At 30.6% G+C, this 20,574-nt stretch carries 23 protein-coding genes; all 23 read right to left on the bottom strand.

From position 1 onward, the window contains the following. Positions 1-1,278 carry a GTPase ObgE gene (gene obgE, locus B3B03_RS03520; RefSeq protein WP_346848396.1) on the bottom strand — a complete coding sequence of 426 codons (1,278 nt, stop codon included), beginning with the start codon at positions 1,276-1,278 and terminating at the stop codon, positions 1-3. A 218-nt stretch (positions 1,279-1,496) separates the two neighbouring features. After that, the gene (rpmA, locus tag B3B03_RS03515; RefSeq protein ID WP_346848395.1) at positions 1,497-1,799 is read right to left on the bottom strand and encodes a 50S ribosomal protein L27; all 303 of its coding nucleotides are present in this window, start codon (positions 1,797-1,799) and stop codon (positions 1,497-1,499) included. A gap of 1 nt (position 1,800) precedes the next feature. Beyond that, a complete protein-coding gene (locus B3B03_RS03510) occupies positions 1,801-2,148 on the bottom strand; it encodes a ribosomal-processing cysteine protease Prp (protein ID WP_346876485.1) in 348 nt (115 codons plus the stop codon). A gap of 2 nt (positions 2,149-2,150) precedes the next feature. Then, positions 2,151-2,462, bottom strand: coding sequence for a 50S ribosomal protein L21 (gene rplU, locus B3B03_RS03505; protein WP_035128800.1), 312 nt, complete (start codon positions 2,460-2,462; stop codon positions 2,151-2,153). Between the two features lie 202 nt (positions 2,463-2,664). Further along, positions 2,665-4,122, bottom strand: a complete 1,458-nt coding sequence (locus B3B03_RS03500) for an Rne/Rng family ribonuclease (protein WP_346876484.1) — start codon at positions 4,120-4,122, stop codon at positions 2,665-2,667. An 11-nt stretch (positions 4,123-4,133) separates the two neighbouring features. After that, positions 4,134-4,838 (bottom strand): TIGR03936 family radical SAM-associated protein, encoded by a 705-nt coding sequence (locus B3B03_RS03495; protein WP_346876483.1) that lies wholly within the window; start codon positions 4,836-4,838, stop codon positions 4,134-4,136. Next, entirely contained in the window at positions 4,810-6,669 is a 1,860-nt protein-coding gene (locus B3B03_RS03490) for a TIGR03960 family B12-binding radical SAM protein (RefSeq protein ID WP_346876482.1), read from the bottom strand. The genes B3B03_RS03495 and B3B03_RS03490 overlap by 29 nt, the downstream gene beginning before the upstream one ends. Before the next feature lie 104 nt (positions 6,670-6,773). After that, entirely contained in the window at positions 6,774-7,622 is an 849-nt protein-coding gene (locus B3B03_RS03485; RefSeq protein ID WP_346848391.1) for a site-2 protease family protein, read from the bottom strand. Positions 7,623-7,644: 22 nt separating this feature from the next. Continuing rightward, entirely contained in the window at positions 7,645-8,460 is an 816-nt protein-coding gene (locus tag B3B03_RS03480; RefSeq protein WP_346876481.1) for a M23 family metallopeptidase, read from the bottom strand. Positions 8,461-8,697: 237 nt separating this feature from the next. Further along, positions 8,698-9,066 (bottom strand): methylglyoxal synthase, encoded by a 369-nt coding sequence (mgsA, locus tag B3B03_RS03475; protein ID WP_035128787.1) that lies wholly within the window; start codon positions 9,064-9,066, stop codon positions 8,698-8,700. Between the two features lie 11 nt (positions 9,067-9,077). Continuing rightward, on the bottom strand, positions 9,078-10,184 hold the full coding sequence (gene rodA, locus B3B03_RS03470) for a rod shape-determining protein RodA (protein WP_346848389.1): 1,107 nt from the start codon (positions 10,182-10,184) through the stop codon (positions 9,078-9,080). Positions 10,185-10,258: 74 nt separating this feature from the next. Then, positions 10,259-10,528, bottom strand: coding sequence for a cell division topological specificity factor MinE (gene minE / locus B3B03_RS03465; RefSeq protein ID WP_150843815.1), 270 nt, complete (start codon positions 10,526-10,528; stop codon positions 10,259-10,261). Between the two features lie 2 nt (positions 10,529-10,530). Then, positions 10,531-11,340, bottom strand: a complete 810-nt coding sequence (gene minD, locus B3B03_RS03460) for a septum site-determining protein MinD (RefSeq protein WP_346848388.1) — start codon at positions 11,338-11,340, stop codon at positions 10,531-10,533. Positions 11,341-11,356: 16 nt separating this feature from the next. Beyond that, positions 11,357-11,989, bottom strand: coding sequence for a septum site-determining protein MinC (minC, locus tag B3B03_RS03455; RefSeq protein WP_346848387.1), 633 nt, complete (start codon positions 11,987-11,989; stop codon positions 11,357-11,359). Positions 11,990-12,147: 158 nt separating this feature from the next. After that, positions 12,148-14,982, bottom strand: coding sequence for a penicillin-binding transpeptidase domain-containing protein (locus B3B03_RS03450; RefSeq protein ID WP_346876480.1), 2,835 nt, complete (start codon positions 14,980-14,982; stop codon positions 12,148-12,150). Positions 14,983-14,989: 7 nt separating this feature from the next. After that, positions 14,990-15,505 (bottom strand): rod shape-determining protein MreD, encoded by a 516-nt coding sequence (gene mreD, locus B3B03_RS03445; RefSeq protein ID WP_346848385.1) that lies wholly within the window; start codon positions 15,503-15,505, stop codon positions 14,990-14,992. Further along, on the bottom strand, positions 15,492-16,337 hold the full coding sequence (gene mreC / locus B3B03_RS03440; protein WP_346848384.1) for a rod shape-determining protein MreC: 846 nt from the start codon (positions 16,335-16,337) through the stop codon (positions 15,492-15,494). Before mreC ends, mreD begins: the two co-directional genes overlap by 14 nt. Before the next feature lie 3 nt (positions 16,338-16,340). Further along, a complete protein-coding gene (locus tag B3B03_RS03435) occupies positions 16,341-17,348 on the bottom strand; it encodes a rod shape-determining protein (RefSeq protein WP_346848383.1) in 1,008 nt (335 codons plus the stop codon). 18 nt (positions 17,349-17,366) lie between these two features. Further along, complete coding sequence (gene radC, locus B3B03_RS03430) at positions 17,367-18,053, bottom strand: RadC family protein (protein WP_035128763.1); 687 nt, start codon at positions 18,051-18,053, stop codon at positions 17,367-17,369. Positions 18,054-18,065: 12 nt separating this feature from the next. After that, positions 18,066-18,641 carry a Maf-like protein gene (locus B3B03_RS03425; protein WP_346876479.1) on the bottom strand — a complete coding sequence of 192 codons (576 nt, stop codon included), beginning with the start codon at positions 18,639-18,641 and terminating at the stop codon, positions 18,066-18,068. Positions 18,642-18,650: 9 nt separating this feature from the next. Further along, positions 18,651-18,911 (bottom strand): DUF4321 domain-containing protein, encoded by a 261-nt coding sequence (locus B3B03_RS03420; protein WP_035128757.1) that lies wholly within the window; start codon positions 18,909-18,911, stop codon positions 18,651-18,653. 207 nt (positions 18,912-19,118) lie between these two features. Beyond that, positions 19,119-19,883: an SPOR domain-containing protein gene (locus B3B03_RS03415; protein ID WP_346876478.1), complete on the bottom strand. Its 765-nt coding sequence runs from the start codon at positions 19,881-19,883 to the stop codon at positions 19,119-19,121. 163 nt (positions 19,884-20,046) lie between these two features. Beyond that, complete coding sequence (locus B3B03_RS03410) at positions 20,047-20,535, bottom strand: hypothetical protein (protein WP_346876477.1); 489 nt, start codon at positions 20,533-20,535, stop codon at positions 20,047-20,049. Positions 20,536-20,574 lie beyond the last annotated feature (39 nt).

Here is a 20,574-nt window from a genome sequence, read left to right as displayed (position 1 = left end):
TTATAATAAGAACTCAAATTCAAAATCATTTAATCTTACTAGGTCACCATCTTGTATTCCCATATCCTTTAACTCATCGATAATTCCTTTGTTTCTTAAAACTTTATGGAAGTATCTTAATGAATCTGGCTCATTTACATTTACACTAGTTAATAATCTATCTACAAAGGATCCTGTAATCTCAAATATACCTTCTTCGACTTCATTTATTTCATATGTAAATCTCTTTTCTTCAGGAATAAATTTATCCTCTTCTGAAATCTCTAATTCCTTAACAGGAATTGTGCTAAGCATTTCAGCTGCAGCCTTCATAAGATCATCTACACCTTCATTGGTAGCTGCAGATATCTTATATATCTTATCATAGCCCATAGCTTGTAATTCTTTTTTAAAGTTTTCATAAACTTCTTCATCATAGAGCATATCAGATTTATTTGCTGCAATTATCTGTGGTCTATCCCATAGCTTTATGCTATATTTTTTAAGTTCTTCATTAATTCTTTTAAAGTCTTCTATAGGATTTCTTCCTTCAACTCCAGAAATATCAACTACATGAATAAGCATTCTAGTTCTCTCTATATGTCTTAAGAACTCTAATCCTAATCCTACTCCCTCTGCTGCTCCTTCTATGATACCTGGTATATCAGCAATAACAAAAGGTTCTATACCCTTCACAGCTACTACTCCAAGGTTTGGTTTTATAGTAGTAAAGTGGTAGTTAGCTATCTTTGGTCTAGCCTTAGATACCATGGATAAAAGTGTTGATTTTCCTACATTAGGGAATCCTAGAAGTCCTACATCTGCTAAAAGTTTAAGTTCTAACTTAATCCATCTTTCTTCTCCTGGCATACCTGGCTCTGCAAAGTTTGGCGCCTGTCTTGTAGGAGTACAAAATTTTGCATTTCCTTTTCCGCCTTTTCCACCTTTACATACTACAAATTTATCGCCATCATGAGCTAAGTCACACATAACTTTATCTGTTTCAAAGTCTTTAACTATAGTTCCCATTGGAACTCTGATAATAATATCTTCTCCACCCCTTCCGTAGCATTTAGAGCCTTCACCCTTTCCTCCATTCGGAGCTACGAATTTACGGTGATAAGAAAAATCTAATAGGGTAGTCATATTACTATCTACTACTAATATGACACTTCCACCGTCTCCACCATCTCCACCATCTGGTCCACCTAGTGGAGCAAATTTTTCTCTTCTAAAATGAATGGAACCATTACCACCATCTCCGGACTGTACAAAAATCTTGGCTGTATCTATAAACATTATTATTTCACCTTCCTAACAAAATATCCTTTGATATTTTTACGAATTAAGTATGAGTATATTATTATTATTTACAAAAATAATAATTTTACCTATGTTTTATTTTAAAACTAATTAACACCTAGGGATGTTTTTTTATAACATAGAATAAATAATTGCCCTATGAGTAAATAATTGTCCTATGTCATAAAAAAGCACCCTTACGGGTGCTTAATTAACTATTCAGCTATTGCAATTTCTACATCGATTGGATAAACACTAGCTTTTTTCTTGCTTTTACCCATTCTTTCAAATCTTACAACTCCATCAACCTTAGCGAAAAGAGTGTCATCTCCACCGATACCAACGTTTGTACCTGGGTGAATTTTTGTTCCTCTTTGTCTTACAAGGATGTTTCCTGCAAGTACAAATTGTCCGTCTGCACGTTTAACCCCTAATCTCTTAGATTCACTATCTCTACCGTTCTTAGAGCTACCTACTCCTTTTTTATGAGCACATAACTGAAGGTTTATTAGTAACATATCACTGCACCTCCTCTACTACAACTTTGATATATTTTCCATAACTAATTTCTAAATTCTTTAATCCCAATAACATCGTTTCTAGTAGGACTTGTGTACTTTCTATTTCCACATGAGATAACTTAGATACATCTAAAGCTATATTTCCCTCTTCCGCGATATATGTAGGTTTTAACTTTAGCACCTCTAACACTCCTAAGATTGTTACCTGGGCTAAATTACTTACAGAACCACAAACAACATCATCATAAACAGTTGTATTTTGCTTAACATCAAAATACTCAGCATGCCCATATACATGAAATGATACTAACATGCTCTTTATTCTCTTGAAAGTTACCTTAATCATAATTAAGCTTCAATCTTCTCAATTACAACTTTAGTAAATGGTTGTCTATGACCTTGTTTCTTTCTGTAGTCTTTCTTTGGCTTATATTTGAAAACTATAACTTTCTTAGCTTTTCCTTGTGCTACTACTTTAGCAACAACTTTAGCTCCTTCAACTACAGGCTTTCCAACTACTAAACCGTCTTCTTTTCCAACTGCTAAAACTTTATCGAATTCTACAGTTGAATCAACTTCAGCTTCAAGTTTTTCAACGAATAAAACGTCTCCCTCTTGAACTCTGTATTGCTTTCCTCCAGTAAGTAAAACTGCGTACATTAAATACACCTCCTCAATCCAGTCTCGCCATCTCAGGTATAACTTACAAATTCTTTACAAAATTTTATAAGTTAGTTTAAAAACCTTATGTGTGCGGTCTACAAATGACATTTTAACACATACGCTGATGATTGTAAAGCAACTTATGGTATTTTTTTATTGATGACTATCACCTCTAATACTACCATGTTTTTCAAAATTATTACTTATATCTAGTTTTTGCAGAAAATACTTTTAATTCTTGCATAGCTTCAATTTGGCTATGAAAAATTAAAGATTCAACTTTAAAATTATCTAGATTTTCCTGAAATCTAATAAAAATATCACAGTCTAGCCCATCTAATTTCTCCACAAAAGTTACAATATCATTGTTTATTTCATTCTCATAGTTTCTATCTAGTTCTATATAGATATTTTTAATTCCCTGCTCTGATTTTATTTTTTTCACTTTACCTTTTAAAATGCTTAATATATATTCTAAAGATACTTTTTCTCCTGTACCTTTACAATAAACACAGGAATTAAAAACATAATCACATATGGATTTGCCATATTTTTTTCTAGTTATCTGAACTAAATTTAATTCTGTGAAAGGATATATTTTAGTATTATGCTTATCATCCTTAAACTCTTCTTGTAAAACTTTTAAAACTTCAGCTTTATCTTCATGAGATTTCATATCTACAAAATCTACTACTATTATCCCACCTAGATTTCTCAGTCTTATCTGTTTTACTACTTCCTTAGCAGCCTCCATATTAGTTACTAAAATATTTTTTTCCTTTAAGGATGGCTTTATGTTTTTAGCCGTATTTACATCCACCACATTCATTGCTTCAGTACGTTCTAACACAATGTTACCACCACTGGATAAGTTAATTTTATTATGTCTTAACGCTAAAATTTCTTTTTCTATGCCATAATTATCAAATATGGATAAAGCTCCTTCATAAAAACTTAGATGAAGATTTTCTAAGCGCTTTTCTTTAATTAACTTTTCATAGTAAAGGTAATCTTCATAATTATCAACTACTATCTCAGCTCCACCTTCAGTATAATTTCTTAAGACCCTACTTAGAATCCCATTATCTTTATAAAGAGGTCCTACTTTAGATGAGTAAGTAAACTTATTACATATTTCTTCATATCTATGTATTAACTCACTTATTTCTTCCTTTAAAATGTTTATATCAATATTTTCTGCTTTTGTTCTAATTATTATTCCAACATTCTCAGGTTTTGATATATCTTCTTCTATTAATTCTTTAAAATTTGGTGTTTTAATCTTTTTTGAAATTTCTATATGGCTATGTTCTTTAGTAAGTACTGCATAGGCTCCTGGTAAGGAAAGGTTTCTAGTCACCTTTGGGCCTTTTTTATCTATCTCTTCCTTTACTACCTCTACCATAACTTCATCACCTTTTTTTAAGGTGTTTATATGCTGATTTTTTTCTAGGGAAAGATATCCATTTTTTTCATAACCTATATCTATGAAAGCACCATGAATAGAAGGTACTATATTTTTAATTACACCTCTATATATGTCTCCTACCTTAGGTCCTTCTGTATCTTCTTCTATAAAACACTCTTTAAGAATATCACCATATTTCACTGCAATCTTTAATAATGTATTTTGTCTTTCAATGAATATTTTTTTCATTAAATCAACTCCTAGTACTGTGCAAAATACTCTTGAAGTGTAAGTAGTTCTTTTCCTTTAAAAGCATACATTTCTACTCTTTTTATATCAACAAAGGCATCTTCCTTAATTCCCTTTACATGAGTTTTTATAAATTCACTAAGTAAACTTGCTGATAGGTTTTCTCTGCTTCCACAACTAAGAAGTCCTTCTATAGTTAACATTTTATTATCTATGGAGTACTTTATCTCTTTAACTAAAGGCTTAATATCTGTTTCCTTTTCTCCTGATTTAGATTTCTTTAAAATTGTCCATTGACTTAAATCCAATAAAGAATCCATATCTAGTGCAGACTCATCCTGAAGTTTAAACTTTATTATATATTTAGCTGCATCTATGGTAGCCATTGCTTGTTGATTTTTCTGTCCTTCTTTTCTGGCTACCTTGGTAACGGATAAAAATTTAACTCCACCTACTGTATTTTCATTTAAAGTCTTTAGAATTTCATTTTCATCAAATGCTTCAATAAACACTGCATCTAAGTATTCTCCTGTAGAATATACCCCTACTGATAGGGGTTGTGCTATAGATATGCTCATATGAGGATTAAACCCCTTAGAATACTCTATTGGTAGTTTTGCTCTTCTTATAACTCTTTGTATAGTTCTCATTAAATCTAAATGAGATAAAAACTTTATTTCACTTTCTTTAGTGTATTTTATTAAATAACGCACCATGAAAGCACTCCCTTTCCTTAAAGCTAGTATTGATTCCACATCCTGTACATCTCTCTCTACAGTCTGGTGTTAAAACCATTTCTTTAGCTTTTTCATTTTCACTTATTAGATAGCTTTTACTTACCCCTATATCAATGAAGTCCCATGGTAAGATTTCATCATAACTTCTTTCTCTATAAGCATAGAAATCTCCATCTACCCCACATTCTTCAAAAGCTTCTTGCCACAATTCAAAGTTGAAGTACTCGTTCCACCCATCAAACCTAGTGCCCTTTTCGAAGGCCTTCACTAGAACATCACAAAGTTTTCTATCCCCCCTTGCAAATACTGCTTCTAGGTAGCTAAGTGCCGATTCATGCCAATTGTAGTTAATAGCCTTACTTTTTATAGCATCTCTAAGACTTGAAATTTTTTCTCTCACTTCAGTCACTTGATTCATTGGAGCCCATTGGAAAGGTGTAAATGGCTTTGGTACTAATATAGAAGTACTTACTGTAACTCTTAAGCCCCTCTTTCTTACATCCCTAGGTACATGGAAGTATTCCTCTACTACCTTTTCTGCTAAATGTGCAATTCCTTCTACGTCTTCTACGGTTTCGTAAGGAAGTCCTATAACAAAGTATAGCTTTATAGTTGACCAACCTGATTCAAAGGCATTTCTAGCAGATCTTAATAGGTCTTCTTCTGTTACCCCTTTGTTTATTACATCTCTCATCCTTTGAGTTCCAGCTTCTGGAGCAAATGTTAATCCTGTCTTTCTTACCTTTTGTATCTCCTTTATTAAATCTACAGAGAAGGCATCTATTCTAATTGATGGTATAGATACTCCTATTTTTTCTTCTCCATACTTTTCAATTAAAGAAAATATTAAGTTTTGGATATTAGAGTAATCACAAATACTTAAGGAACTTAGAGAAATCTCCTGATAACCTGTGTTTTTTACTAGAACATCGATTTCTTCCATAAGCTTTTCTGTGGTTTTTTCTCTAACTGGTCTGTATATCATTCCTGCTTGGCAGAATCTACATCCCCTTGTACAGCCTCTAAAGGTCTCTATAACTATTCTATCATGAATAATTTCTGTATAAGGAACTATGAATTTTTCTGGAGAATTGCTAGCATTAAAATCTGAAATTATTCTCTTTTTAACAGTTTGAGGTACATCCTCATACTTTGAAGTCATGTCCTTAATAGTACCATCTTCATTGTAATTTACGTCATAAAGGGATGGTACATAAACTCCTTGAATCTTTGAAATAGCTCTTAGATATTCAGCCTTTGATTTACCCTTCATTTCCTTATAAACATCTAAAACATCATGGGTAACTTCTTCTCCTTCACCTAATATGAAGACATCAGCTATATCATATAAAGGCTCAGGGTTATAAGCACAAGGACCTCCCATCATGATGATAGGATATTCTTCTCCCCTTTTTGAAGCTCTAACTGGTATATTACACATATCTAACATATTTAAAATATTAGTATAGCTCATTTCATATTGAAGAGTGAATCCTAAAATATCAAATTCACTAAGGGAATCCTTAGTTTCAAGAGTTCCTAGTGGAATGTTATTTTCTCTTAGTAGTTTTTCCATATCTGGCCAAGGTGCAAAGCATCTTTCACAGAAGGTATCCTCTCTCTCATTCATAAGATGATATAGAATTTTTGTTCCCAAGTGGGACATTGCCACTTCATAAACATCTGGGAAACAAAAAGCATATCTAATATCTACACTGTTTTTATCTTTATTATATGAGTTTAATTCTCCACCTATATATCTAGCTGGTTTCTCAACTCTATACAAAATATCGTCGGAAATTTTATTCATTGAGTATCCTCCTTAAGTTAATTTAACTTAGCTTAAGAGGATTTTACATCCGCTAAAGCTAAGTTTCATTTTAGCACAACTATATAATATTTCAAGTAACTGTACTATTTTTCATAGCTTTCTAGAAGTTCTTCAAGAGTTATATTTCCCAATTCCTTAATTCCATTTAATATGTCCTCTTCATATAAAACTCCTATCATGTTCATTTCATCATCAAGTACAGTAAATACATTATACTTGTTTTTATCTATTAATTCTATTAATTGTAATATATTTATTTTGTAATAAACAGAAATACTTTTATTTTCTAGGTATCCTCTACCTATTAGCTTTTCCTTTTTTTTGATGATATATCCCATTATTATATAAGCTATCCTCCCTTTTTCCTTATAGGAAATCATTAATATAAATATAGAAAAAAAGGCAAAATCTAAAACCAGTCGCTCCATGCATAATCCCATTAAAAAGATTGCTCCAAATATATATCCTATTACTATACTTATATTTAGCGCAATCTTATTAGCTTTTTTATATATGAGCTTAATATTAAGAATATCTCTTAATATACGACCTCCATCTAAAGGAAATGCTGGTATAAGATTAAATATGCCTATAACTAAATTATAATTGCAAAATTCAATAAAATTAGAATTAGAAAAATATCTGCCTAAAAAATAACTAGTTAAAGCAATTAAAAAATTCCCTATTGGACCACTTAAGGATATAATAATATCTTCCTTAGGAGTTGCCTCTTCTAGCTCCTTTAATTTTAGTGTAGTACCTATTGGTAATATATCTATAGAAAATCCTGAATAACCTAATATTCTTGCTGTTATTAAATGAATAATTTCATGGATGATTATGATTATAAAACCTATAATTAACTCACTTTTAAATCCTATAATCAATATTAAAATTATATAGGGTATTAAGTATTTGCTTATTCGTATCAATGATTTCCCCCTAATAATCTTGCTATATCATAGTTTCAAAATTAAAGCATTTCTCTGGGTTTAAAATATTTCCCATATAAAATACTTCTATACTTAATATATTGCCTTCATCTCCCTTAACTGTACCGATAACTTCTCCTGTATCAACAGCATCTCCAATTTTAACTTTGCTACCGCTTAGACCATAATATTTCATCTCAATACCATCACCATAGTCTAGGATTAAAGTAATTTCTTTTCCTTCAGTGACACTCTTTACCTTTCCTGGAAAGGATGCCTTTATATCACTTTCATTAGTTAGGCTTAAAGAAAGTCTATTATCTTTTATAGTGATTTGATTTTTATCCTTTATGGTTATGGGGTTTACATAGTTTTCTTTTATATAATTTTCTTTCTTTTCTTCAAAACTAACCATAGACTTTACTTCATTAAAAACTTCAGTTATTTTTTCTTCCTTAAATACATCCAATATATTTTTCTTTTTAAATGCTTGGACTATATTTTCCACAGTAATATTTTTTTCCTTCAATAAACCATTATTTATAATTGCTATACTCTTATCATATACCTTATTAACGTAACTGTTAGGATATGTTCTAGCGAGAAATAGTCCAGCTAGAAGAACTAGAACTATTACGCATTGAATAATCAATATATTAGCAAAGCCTTTCCCAAAAATGTTTAAATAAATGGGGAAGGTATTTCTTCTACTATTTAATTTATTGTTACTACCTTTAGTACTATTTCCACTATATTTTGTAGGTTTATACTCACTGGTTCCTGTTTGTTTTTTCATATTAGAATAATATTTTTGATAATATTCATTATAAATTCCCATAAAATATCCCCCCATAATTTATTATTACTAATTTATATATATTAAAAAAAACTAACTTTATGATGGGTATGAAAATTTATTTTCATAAGAGCATAATAAAAAAAGGCTGTCTCAGTATATGCCAATCCTAAAATAATGTTAATCATGGACTTATATTAAAGTACAAATTCAACATTTTAAAAAGATTGACAAATTGTCTTGAGACAGCTTATTTTATTAATATTATTATTAATTTTATTATCTGTTTTTTAAAGCCTTCATGAATACTTCTGCTGTACCTATATTAGTTGCAAGAGGTATACAGTGAACATCTGAGAGTCTTATAAGGGCTGTTACATCAGGTTCATGGGGTTGAGCTGTAAGAGGATCTCTTAAAAAAATTATCATATCCATATTTCCTTCTGCAAGTCTTGCTCCTATTTGTTGGTCGCCGCCTAAGGGGCCTGATAAAAATCTATATATAGGAAGACCAACTATTTCATTTATAAGTTTCCCTGTAGTGCCTGTAGCATAAAGTTCATGATCCTTTAGCACATCCTTATATCTTTTAGCAAAATCAATGATGTCATCCTTCTTTTTATCGTGTGCAACCAATGCAACTCTCATTTAAATCACTCCTAAAAATTAATTTTATTCTTTCTCATACCTATATTTAAAGCTAATCCTAAAGATATAAAATAAGTTAACATAGAACTTCCACCATAACTAACAAAAGGTAATGTTATACCTGATATAGGAAGTAATCCAATGGTCATCCCGATATTTTGAATTATTGAAAATAGTATAGATGCTATTACACCTACCACTATAATACCTCCAGCTATATCTTTTGAGTTCTTTGCTATATTTATAAGTTTGCATAAAAGTATTCCATATAACATCATAAGTACTAGAGCGCCAACTAATCCCCATTCTTCACCTAATACAGCAAAGATAAAGTCTGTATGGTTTTCTGGTACAAACTTATATTGTTTTCCATTCATAAATCCCATACCAAATATTCCACCAGAACCTATGGCTATTTTAGATTGAATTAACTGCATCCCTTCTGTTTGTGCATAGTCTTCCGGGTTAATAACTGCTAAAAACCTTAATTTCCAATATGGTTTCATAAAAGGTGAATAAAAGAATCCTACAACAGCAGCTGTTAATGCAGTAAGTCCTCCAACTATGACCTTCCAATTTAAGTTTGCTACAATCACTATACCTAACATTATAAAAAATGAAACCATGGTAAGTCCCATATCTGGTTGTATTACAATTAGTATCACTGGAATTGCTGCATAAAATAAAACCTTAAAAAATGTTTTTAAATTATTTATATCCCCTTCAGCATCTTCTATAACCTTTGCAACCATAAGAATCATACCTATTTTGGCAAACTCTCCAGGTTGAATGGCTCTATTTCCTATTTGAATCCATGCATTAGCTCCATTTACCGCTTTACCGGTTATATCATTGAAAAGCAAAAGTATAACCGCTGCCCAATATATAACAGGGGCATAATTTAAAAGTTGAACATAGTCTAAAGTTAATATGAAGTATATAGTTATCATACCTACAATCATCCAAGCAAATTGAAGCATGGCATACTTAGCTCCAATGGCAGAGTAAATATTAACTATACCAAAGGCTACAATTAAAAATACTACAATTAAAATACTAAAATCTATATTTTTAATTAACTTATCATTAATTTTAAATTTTTCTAATAATTTATTCATTTGCATCTCCCTCCATACCTGTTCCTATTATATCATAACAAGGAAAAAAAGCTATGAAAACATAGCTTTTTTGATTACCTTCTCTTAACTTTTTTAATAGGTATACTAGCCACTAAAGCTGGGGAATTCCCATCATATTCATCACTAGTAGTTATTCTTATTTCAATTTCTTCTCCACTTTCAATTTCTGCATAATTAGATATAGTCTTAAGCAACTCCATTTTAATATTCTCTAAAAAATCTGGCGAAACGGTAGCTCTATCATGGACTAGAATAAGTTTTAATCTATCTGCAGCAATATCCTTTGAAGATACTTTGCTTGAAAAAATTTTAAACAAGTCCATATCTAATTTCTACCTCCTCCAAATAATTTTTTTATTGCACCCATAAATCCTTTTTGACCGTATAATTCATTAAAATCTAGGAATGGTACTTCTTCTCCTAAAATTCTACTTCCTATATTCTTAAAGGCTTGACCAGCATAAGCAGAACTGTCTAACACTATAGGCTCACCTTTATTAGTAGATATGGTTACTTTTCTATCATCTGGAACTACCCCTATAACTTTAATAGCTAAACACTCCTTTATATCTTCTATAGTCAACATTTCCCCATTCTTAGCCATATCAAAGTTCATTCTGTTAACTATAAGTTCCTGTCTTTCTATCCCTTTAGCATCTAATTTTCCAATAACCCTATCTGCATCTCTGACAGATGTGATTTCTGGATTTACAACAACAATAGCCCAGTCTGCCCCTACAATGGCATTCTCAAAACCTTGTTCAATACCTGCAGGACAGTCTAAAATTACATAATCAAACTCTTGTTTTAACTGGGTTACCACTCTTAACATTTCATTTATATCTACATCATTTTTATCTCTTGTTTGTGCTGTTGGAAGAAGAAATAAATTGTTAAACCTCTTATCTTTTATAAGTGCTTGTTTCAATCTACACTTTTCTTCAATAACATCAACTAATGTAAATACCACTCTATTTTCAAGTCCCATGAGAACATCTAAGTTTCTTAATCCTGTATCTCCATCGATAACAACTACTTTTTTATCCATTGATGCTAAAGCTGTACCTATGTTTGCTGTAGTAGTAGTTTTTCCTACTCCACCTTTCCCAGATGTTATAACTATAGCCTCTCCCATTTACTAATACCTCCGATTAAATATATTTATTTATTGAATATGGTTCTAAAACAATATTTCCATTTTTAATTCTTGCCAATTCTGGATACCTAGGTTTGTCCATATCTTCTGGAGATCTAGTGATAAGATCAGCAATTTGCATTATTTGTGGTGTTAATGCAAAGGCTGCTATTATAGCACCATTATTACCATTAATCCCAGCATACACACTACCTTTAACAGAGCCTAATACCACTATATTTCCTGCGGCATATACCTCTGCTCCAGAATTAACATCTCCTACAATAACTATGTTTCCTGAATATTCAAATCTTTGACCACTTCTTATAGTTTTTCTGACAAATTTAGTTTTTCCTTCATGTATACCATTAAAAACCTTTTTATTACTATCTTCTAAATTTATAAAGGAGCAATCCTTTATCATAAATTCCGTTGATAAAAAGTCTCTTATTGCTCTTAAATCTCTAGATTCCAACTGCCTCATATCTACAGTTATTTTAATGGAGGCACCCTTATAGAACCTTCTACCCTTTCGAAGCTTTACTCTCAATGCTTCAATTAAGCTTTCTATAGAGCTAAAGAGTTTAATATTTACAACTAAATTAAGTCCATCTTTTTCGCCTTTAAATTTTATACCATCATCTTGCATATGCAACCTCCACATATCGAGATATTCTTACTATTTCAACGTATAGAGCCTAAATTCCTTCTTTATATTGAGAAAAAATAATTTTTTTGTTGAAATACTTATTATATAACAATATTCCTTTAAAAAAATAACAAATGGTAATCCATTTGTTATTTTTTTTATTTATATTTAAATTCATAATTAGGATTAGTTTTTAATATCTGTTCCTTAAAATAAGCTTCAAACATTGCCTTGGCAATAGTTCCATCACCATGAGCAGCATCGAATACTATAGAACATACTACAATCTCTGGATTATCATAGGGTGCAAAGCCTACATATACAGAAGCTGCATCTCTTCCTAGTGATTCTTGTAGTGTTTGAGTTACCACGTTAGAAGTACCAGTTTTACCTCCGGTACGTATGGGAAAATCTCTAAATACAGCTGAAGTTGTACCATTTTCTCCTCGAGTAACCTTACCCATTCCCTCTTTAATAATTTCAATATTTGCCTTATTGAAATTAGCTTTGCTTATAAGTTTTGGTTCTATATCTTCAATAACTTCTTTAGTCTTACTATCAATGATTTTATCAACCAACTTTACTTCATATCTTTCTCCACCATTTAAAAGGGTAGCAAGGTAACTAGCTAGTTGTAGTGGTGTAAATTGATTCATACCTTGACCTATGGATGCATCATAGGCATTAGCTGGAGATTTAATATATGAATGTGCATCATTTACACAATAGAACATTGCTACAGCAATACTTTCTATATCATCTTCAGAATATCCTAAGGCTTTTATAGTCTCATTAGTATTAATTATATCTTGAATTAAAGGTTTAAATCTTTCTAGGATATCATTAGAGGTAGACATCTCTTCTTTTTTTATTTCTTCTCTAATTGCATCCACTAAAACCTTTTTCTTAGAATTTGTAAGTTTTATTTGCTCTAATTCTTTACCTGTTCCAATTTCCTCTTGCTGTACAATGTCAAAAGGCTTATAATGAGATGCTGCATTCATAGAGCTAATTCCCTTTTGTAAGTCTTCAGCCATTCGATTTATAAATGTATTGGCTTGAACATTTTTATTTGATTCATAATTATATATTTGACCAAAATTTTCTTCAATTTCTATACCTGTAGAAGCTTTTAAATCGCTACCTTGCGGTAATCCTAGTCCTAGTTGCCAACCATATTTTGCTATTAAATTTAAAGCATTTTTAGTATTTTCCATTCCACCACCCTTTGTAAAAAGGCGGTCTGCCACATCAAAGAAAAAATAGTTACAAGAAACTTCTAAGGCTTCTTTAACATTAATTCGACCATGGGACCCATGTTGCTTATTCATATTCCATATCCAACAAGCTCCCCTGTACCCGTATTTTCCATATTCACCAGCATCTAAAATCTCAGTATCTCCAGTAATAACACCTTCTTCTAACCCTGCAAGAGCAGTAACTGGCTTAAAGGTAGATCCTGGTGGAACTAATGATAATGTTCCGTAATTATAAAAAGGTTTAGGGAATATATCATATCTATCTTCTCTTCTTGTAGTATTTCCTGGTATACTTTTATCTATTGGGAACATTCTATCAAGCAATAGTTGTTCTCTTTCTGCTAAACTTAAAGTTAATTCCTTATCTGTTAAAATGCCCTTTATATTTGCAAGACCTCTTTTTTTAATATACTCTTTTCCCATAGCTTCTAAATCTGGGTTAAAGTATTGTTGTGACAATTCAGTAGTTAATTTTCCAGGGTCTGTGAATATATTAGGATCAAAGCCTGGTTTACTAACAAGGGCTAACACTTCCCCCTTAGTACTTATGGCTACAGCTGCTCCTCTAGTGGCATTAGTACTATCTCCATAATAATTTTTTCCACTCTTTTGAAGATTAGTCATCACTTCATCTAGTGCCTTTTCTGCAGCTCTTTGTACATCCATATCAATATTTAATTGCACAGTTTTTCCTTGATAAGCTTCTACCTGTCCTAGAGTTCTAACTCTACGTCCCTGCTTATTAATTTCTATACTCTCTTGTCCCTTAGTTCCCTTTAAATAGGATTCATAAGCTGCTTCAATACCTGCTTTTCCTATGTCATCAGTACTTACATCATAACCCTTTTCTTCATATTTTTCTTGTTCCCAAGGGTTAATTTGAGACATGTATCCTAGAAATGCAGAACCCAACTCTCCATTAGGATAAGCTCTCATAGGCTGAGTATCAACTATTATGCCTGGCATATCTGGTTGTAGTTGCTCAAATACAAAGGCAGTTTCTTGATCTAATGTATTTGCAATTACTACTGGGCTATACCCTGAAAAACTTTGCATCTTCATAGCATCTTTTAATAGTAAAAATCTTCTTCTTTCATGAAGAGTTAACTCATAGTACCTATCTACACCATAATCTTTCTCTAAATTCTTATAGGCTTCTTCTGCAGTTATCTGTAATAACAAAACATCCATATAATTTTTTTGTTCATCTGTAAGCTCTGAAACCTTCTTACCCTCACCATATTCTTTCTTTACTATCTTCTCTAAAAAACCTCTATCCTTTTTAAATCTAAGCTCTAGCCATTTCCTACTTGATTCATCGGTAGCTTTGAAGTTATATTCTAGTTTTCCTTCATTATTTATAATTATAGGAAATTCATCTACGACTGGTATTTGCTTTTTATCTAATATTTCAAAAACTCTAGACATAGTTTTAAAGAAATACTTTTTACTTTCTTCTGTCTCACTAAATTGTAATACATAATTTTGTATACTTTCGGCAAAAACTTTACCATTTCTATCTACTATATCTCCTCTAGCTGCTGCAACGGATACTGTTTTATATTTATTGCTATTTGCTCTTTCTCTATAATCCTCTACCATTACTATTTGTAAAAAAAGTAATCTTGAAGTAATTCCAATGAAGATAACTGCCATAGCTATATAAAATAAATTATATCTTGAAAAACTTTTTTTATTCTTTTTATTTCTAATTATTCTTTTATTTTTTTTCATACTTTTTTTAGAATCTCCATTCCTTTTTTATAGTTTTGGTTTCACTAAACTTAAGTATAATCCTATATATCAGTAAAGCTATTATCATCTCATAAATAGCTTTATATATGATTAAGTGTAAAAAATTATTACTAGCTCCTATTAATATAAATATAGCAAAAATAGCAATACTCTTTAGTAAACTTAGTAGAAATGTTGAAAAAATAGGTATTATAACCTTATCCTTAAAAATTCCTTTTCCAATTTTAGCTGCCATTAAACAAATTAACATGTTTATTAACATGTTAATTCCCATGACTCCCGGAAAATAAATATCTTGAAGAATCCCTGTTATAACACCAATAATTGTTGCTTCATCATATCCATTTATTATGGAATAACAAACTATAAATACAAAAAGAACGCTTGGATATATATTTTTAATAGCAAAAAAAGTTATAATGGTATTATCAAAAATAAAAAGAATGGTGATTATTAAAAATAAATATAATATTTTTTTAAATTTATTATTAGTTTTTAACATCTCTTTTTTCCTTTGGCACTATAATTACAAGTTGCTCTACCTTATTAAAATCTACTGCAGGCTTCACAATTGCACTCTTTACAACCTTTGCTCTATCCTCATAAATTTCTAGAACTTCTCCTATTTTAATTCCTTTTGGATATATGCCACCTAGTCCAGAGGTTAGTATAGTGTCCCCTTCTTTAATTTTTGAATCTAAGGAAAGTCCTGTAATTTCCGTAAGAAATTTATCTTCATTTCCCTTATAACCCTTTACAATACCATTACTTTCTTCAGTGCTCAATACATATCCTGCTACAGCCATATTCTCATTACAAATAGATTGAACTATACTCCAATTACTACCAACGCTAGTAACTTGACCAACTAGTCCTTCTCCTTCCAATGCAATCATACCTTTTTCTATTCCATCTTTTTCGCCTTTATTGATTACATATCCATCCAAAAAATTATTTCCAACTAAACCCAAAATATCTACACCTATATAATTATACTGACCATTTGCATCAGCAAAGTTTAACATGCCTCTAAGTCTGTCATTTTCTTTTCTTAAAATATCATTTTGAATAGCATTAAATTTCAACTTCTCATTTTGTTTTTTTAACTCATCATTTTCACTTTTTATATTTCCTATATTAAGTACTAAACTAAAAGAACTTTTTATTTTACTACCTATTTTATAAACAACACCTTGAACAGAGTTTATAGCACTTCCTACACCATTTTCCACCATGGACATCTTGTCTTTTTGAACTGAATAACCAATTAACCCCAAAAAGGACACTGACAGTAGTATAACTATTACTGCCAGCTTATTCTTGAATATCTTCATTTTTTATCTTCTACTCATAATATCTACATTATCTAATGCTTTTCCAGTTCCTACAGCTACACAATCTAATGGTATTTCTGCTATATTTACTGGCATATGGGTTTCATGGGCTATTAGTGCATCTAATCCTTTTAATAAGGCTCCTCCACCTGTAAGCATTATACCTTTATCCATAATATCTGCTGCAAGTTCTGGTGGTGTTTTTTCTAGTGTTGTTTTTATAGCCTCTATAATAGAGTATACAGGTTCTCTTAAAGCTTCTCTTACTTCATCTTCACCTATTTCTACTACTTTAGGAAGACCACTTATTAAATCTCTTCCTCTAATTTGCATATTCTCTGCCTTTTCTTCTACCTCATAAGCTGAACCTAATTGTATTTTTATATTTTCTGAAGTTCTCTCACCAATCATTAAGTTATATTGTTTTTTTATGTATGCTATAATCGCTTGATCTAATTCATCACCTGCAACTCTTAATGACATACTTGTAACAACTCCACCTAAAGATATTATTGCTACTTCTGTAGTACCTCCACCGATATCTACAACCATGCTTCCTGTAGGTTCTCCAACTGGAAGTCCAGCACCTATAGCTGCTGCCATTGGTTCTTCTAATAATCCAACTTCTCTAGCTCCAGCACTCTTAGTTGCTTCTTCAATCGCTCTCTTCTCTACTTCAGTTACCCCAGATGGGAAACAAACTACGATTCTTGGACTTTTAAAGGAATTTTTACCTCCAACTTTTTCAATAAAATGTCTAAGCATTTTTTCAGTTACATCAAAATCTGCTATAACTCCATCTTTCATTGGTCTTATAGCTACAATATTTCCTGGTGTTCTACCTATCATATTTTTAGCTTCATTACCTACAGCTAAAACTTTTCCTGTATTTTTATTTATTGCTACAACGGAAGGTTCTCTAAGTACGATACCTTTTCCTTTAATATATACTAATGTGTTTGCAGTTCCTAAATCTATTCCAATGTCTCTAGTACTTCCAAAAAAACCCATAAAAACTCTCCTCTCAATCTATATAATACCTTTTTCTTTTAAGCTTATATAAGCTTCGTTACCAATAATAATATGATCTAAAACTTCTATTCCTAGTAATGTTCCACACTCCTTTAGTCTTTTAGTTATTAGTATATCCTCTTTGCTAGGTGTTGGATCACCTGATGGATGATTGTGACACAATATCACTGATGCACTACTAAGCTTTATAGCTTCTATAAAGACTTCTCTCGGATGAACAATGGAACTATTTAAATTTCCTATAGAAATATCTTTAACTGATATAATTATGTTTTTAGTATTTAACATAATTAGCTTAAAATATTCTTTTTTTAAACCTTTCATTTGTCTCATCATATAATTAGACACATCTTTAGGACTACTTACAATATGCTCTTCACCGGATTTAAAAGAATTAAATCTGGTAGCTAGCTCTGCAAGGGCTAAAACTTGAGTAGCTTTAACCTCCCCTATTCCTTTTACCTGCTTTAAATCATTAATACTGGGGCTGGAAATTCCATTTATGCCTCCACAATGAGATAATAACCTATCACATAGATTTAAAACACTATCTTCCTTTGTTCCAGTCCTCAATATAAGGGCTAAAAGTTCAGAATTAGACAGGTATTCTGCCCCATACCTTAACATTTTCTCTCTAGGTCTTTCATTTTTAGGTAAATCTTTAATCTTTAATTTATAGTTCATAAACTAACTCCTTTATTGATTTACCCCCATCTCCCTTAGTGATAAATATAAAGTATTTAAAGGCAATCCTACTACATTGTAATAACAGCCATTAATATTCTCCACAAAAATAGCAGCATTATCTTGTATCCCATAGGCACCAGCTTTACCATTACATTGATCTGATTCAATATACCTAAGTATAATATCCTCAGATAGGTTCATAAATTTAACTTCAGTACAAACGCTTTTTCTTATTAATTCATTGGTTTTACTGTTTATTAAAACTAGCCCGGAATAAACTTTATGTACATTTCCACTGAGTGACCTTAGCATTTCAAATGCATCTTTATCATTTATTGGTTTCCCAAGAATTTTTCCATTTAAATATACTACAGTATCACAGCCTATGACAATACTATCTTTCTGCACTTTATTCAAAATATTTCTAGCTTTTCCTTCAGCTAAATCACACACATGTTTATCTATATCACCTTGAAATTCAACAGAATCCTCATCAAAGTTACTAATCTCTATTTTAAAATTATCTACTAACCTTTTTAATAATTCCTGTCTTCTTGGTGATGCAGAAGCTAATACTATATCCATAACTTCCTCCTAGAATCTCTTAAATAATACTATTGCTAAAACCATACCTACTATAGCCATTAAATTCAGACCAAATCCTAGTCCAAAAGTTAATTCTAAGACCTTTAAATCAATGACTAAAGGATTTTTTAATCCTATAAAGTAGTTTTTTCCTAAAAAATCTAAGGCTTTAAAAGTATTTCCTAAAAATTCTCCAATAAAGCTTCCAGAAATAGCCCCCAGAAGAGTTATAAATACATACTCTTTAGCGGTTTTATATGATTTTCCCATAAAAAACATCCCCCAGTATATTTAAAATGTGCAATATACTATTTGTATTAACCAATATAACATTTTATATCTAATATAGTGTAACATTTAATATTTTTTTACACAAGACTATAACAAATTTTTTAAACTTTTTTTATAAATTAAGGCTATCTGTGAACTTTTGTTCACAGATAGCCTTATATCAACTTATTAAAAATAATATATACCTTATTTTTTAAACTTTATTAGCTGGTCATAAACATATTTTAATACTTCTCCATCCTTATTTTTATCTACTTCATCTGGAAGAGCCTTTATATATTCCTTCAAAGAATTAACTTCATTGTATTGTTTCATGTTCTCATCTATTTTCTCCAATCCATCTATCCACTTTTTAAGTTCACTGGTATTAATAGATTTTACACCACTTTCTGAAGTCTTATTTACAACTTGCAACAAACTATCTACAATTTCACAAAATTGTTTTGTAGAATTATCTTCCATAGGTATATTTATAGTTACTTTAGTATTATCTATTCCCTTTTCTTTTAATATTGAAGCTCCATTTTCTATGTTTTTATCAGAATACATTCCAAAATACACCTTAGATAGCTCTCCCTCTTGCCCTATAAAAGGATTACCAAAGGCTGATAATTTATTTAATGTTTCATTAGCGTTACTTTTAACTTTAAATACACCACACTGTAGTATATAAAAATTATATTCTGACACAGCTTTTTCTTCCTTTATTCCAGTTGAATTTCCTTCTTCCTTTACTTCACTTTTACCAGGTACTTTACCACTATTTTGTTGTTGCTGAGAATTATTCATATCTATACCCTTAATAAAGCCTATTTTACCTGAGTCTTTAAGTACAAATTTAAATATAAAAGTTCCTAATAGTAATGCCAAAAGTAAGGTTATAGCTAAATAAAATAAAAAACTGTTACTACTCTTTGGTTTAGATTTAATATTGTATCTTGTGTACTTCATTTTATACCCCCATTTCTAATTAATAAACATTAATTTATAATTTAAAATTTAAACCTTAAAATAATGTGTCCTATTAATTTATATATATAATTAAAGGTAAATATTACTATATAATTTATTATAAAAATTAAAAAAATCGACATAGTCGATTTTTTTATTCATGTTATTCATTATAACGAATTGATAGCCTTACTACTCTTCTAATAAATTTTTTTGCCTTGTCATAAGGCATTCCATTAACTTCTAAAAATTTGAATACTCCTAGATTATTTCTTTCTATGGATTTAATAACTTTTTCTATCCTCATAAGTTCATCATTATTATCTTTTTTTGATGAAACCGGTGTAGAATTAAAGTCTTTTTCATCATCAAAGTCTTTCAATAATCTATTTCCATTCTCCTCTACATATCTCTCTACATCATCTTCAAAGTCTTCATCTAAATAAGTCTCCGCAGGAATATCTATGTCCTCATTAGTTTCTTTTAAATCTATAACTTGAGCCAGCTCTTTTTGCATTGGATGTATAAAATTATTTCTTGGCATTATTCCCATCATACCACATACAGATATGAAATCTTTCATTTCATCGGGCAAAGAATTATGTGTCATAGGCGCCAAGGGTACAAATTCATATTCATTATCAAAAGCCATGAACATACCTCCATTTTTTATATTACATTAAAAATGTAT

The sequence above is a fragment of the Clostridium sp. UBA5712 genome (assembly GCF_002419845.1).
GTDB lineage: Bacteria > Bacillota > Clostridia > Clostridiales > Clostridiaceae > Clostridium_J > Clostridium_J sulfidigenes.
This window is presented reverse-complemented; position numbering and strand designations above follow the sequence as displayed.

Bases quoted from the DNA above. Each gene is read 5' to 3' on its own strand.
- radC (WP_035128763.1), bottom strand. From the start codon at position 18,053: ATGAACTATAAATTAAAGATTAAAGATTTACCTAAAAATGAAAGACCT.
- B3B03_RS03435 (WP_346848383.1), bottom strand. From the start codon at position 17,348: ATGGGTTTTTTTGGAAGTACTAGAGACATTGGAATAGATTTAGGAACT.
- B3B03_RS03510 (WP_346876485.1), bottom strand. From the start codon at position 2,148: ATGATTAAGGTAACTTTCAAGAGAATAAAGAGCATGTTAGTATCATTT.
- obgE (WP_346848396.1), bottom strand. From the start codon at position 1,278: ATGTTTATAGATACAGCCAAGATTTTTGTACAGTCCGGAGATGGTGGT.
- mreC (WP_346848384.1), bottom strand. From the start codon at position 16,337: ATGAAGATATTCAAGAATAAGCTGGCAGTAATAGTTATACTACTGTCA.
- B3B03_RS03410 (WP_346876477.1), bottom strand. From the start codon at position 20,535: ATGGCTTTTGATAATGAATATGAATTTGTACCCTTGGCGCCTATGACA.
- B3B03_RS03415 (WP_346876478.1), bottom strand. From the start codon at position 19,883: ATGAAGTACACAAGATACAATATTAAATCTAAACCAAAGAGTAGTAAC.
- minC (WP_346848387.1), bottom strand. From the start codon at position 11,989: ATGCAAGATGATGGTATAAAATTTAAAGGCGAAAAAGATGGACTTAAT.
- B3B03_RS03500 (WP_346876484.1), bottom strand. From the start codon at position 4,122: ATGAAAAAAATATTCATTGAAAGACAAAATACATTATTAAAGATTGCA.
- rpmA (WP_346848395.1), bottom strand. From the start codon at position 1,799: ATGTTACTAATAAACCTTCAGTTATGTGCTCATAAAAAAGGAGTAGGT.
- B3B03_RS03425 (WP_346876479.1), bottom strand. From the start codon at position 18,641: ATGGATATAGTATTAGCTTCTGCATCACCAAGAAGACAGGAATTATTA.
- B3B03_RS03450 (WP_346876480.1), bottom strand. From the start codon at position 14,982: ATGAAAAAAAATAAAAGAATAATTAGAAATAAAAAGAATAAAAAAAGT.
- minE (WP_150843815.1), bottom strand. From the start codon at position 10,528: ATGGACTTGTTTAAAATTTTTTCAAGCAAAGTATCTTCAAAGGATATT.
- B3B03_RS03490 (WP_346876482.1), bottom strand. From the start codon at position 6,669: ATGAATAAAATTTCCGACGATATTTTGTATAGAGTTGAGAAACCAGCT.
- rplU (WP_035128800.1), bottom strand. From the start codon at position 2,462: ATGTACGCAGTTTTACTTACTGGAGGAAAGCAATACAGAGTTCAAGAG.
- B3B03_RS03420 (WP_035128757.1), bottom strand. From the start codon at position 18,911: ATGGGAAAATCATATAAAACCGCTAAAGAGTATGTATTTATAACTCTT.
- rodA (WP_346848389.1), bottom strand. From the start codon at position 10,184: ATGAATAAATTATTAGAAAAATTTAAAATTAATGATAAGTTAATTAAA.
- minD (WP_346848388.1), bottom strand. From the start codon at position 11,340: ATGGGAGAGGCTATAGTTATAACATCTGGGAAAGGTGGAGTAGGAAAA.
- mreD (WP_346848385.1), bottom strand. From the start codon at position 15,505: ATGTTAAAAACTAATAATAAATTTAAAAAAATATTATATTTATTTTTA.
- B3B03_RS03480 (WP_346876481.1), bottom strand. From the start codon at position 8,460: ATGGGAATTTATAATGAATATTATCAAAAATATTATTCTAATATGAAA.
- B3B03_RS03495 (WP_346876483.1), bottom strand. From the start codon at position 4,838: ATGGTGCGTTATTTAATAAAATACACTAAAGAAAGTGAAATAAAGTTT.
- mgsA (WP_035128787.1), bottom strand. From the start codon at position 9,066: ATGAGAGTTGCATTGGTTGCACACGATAAAAAGAAGGATGACATCATT.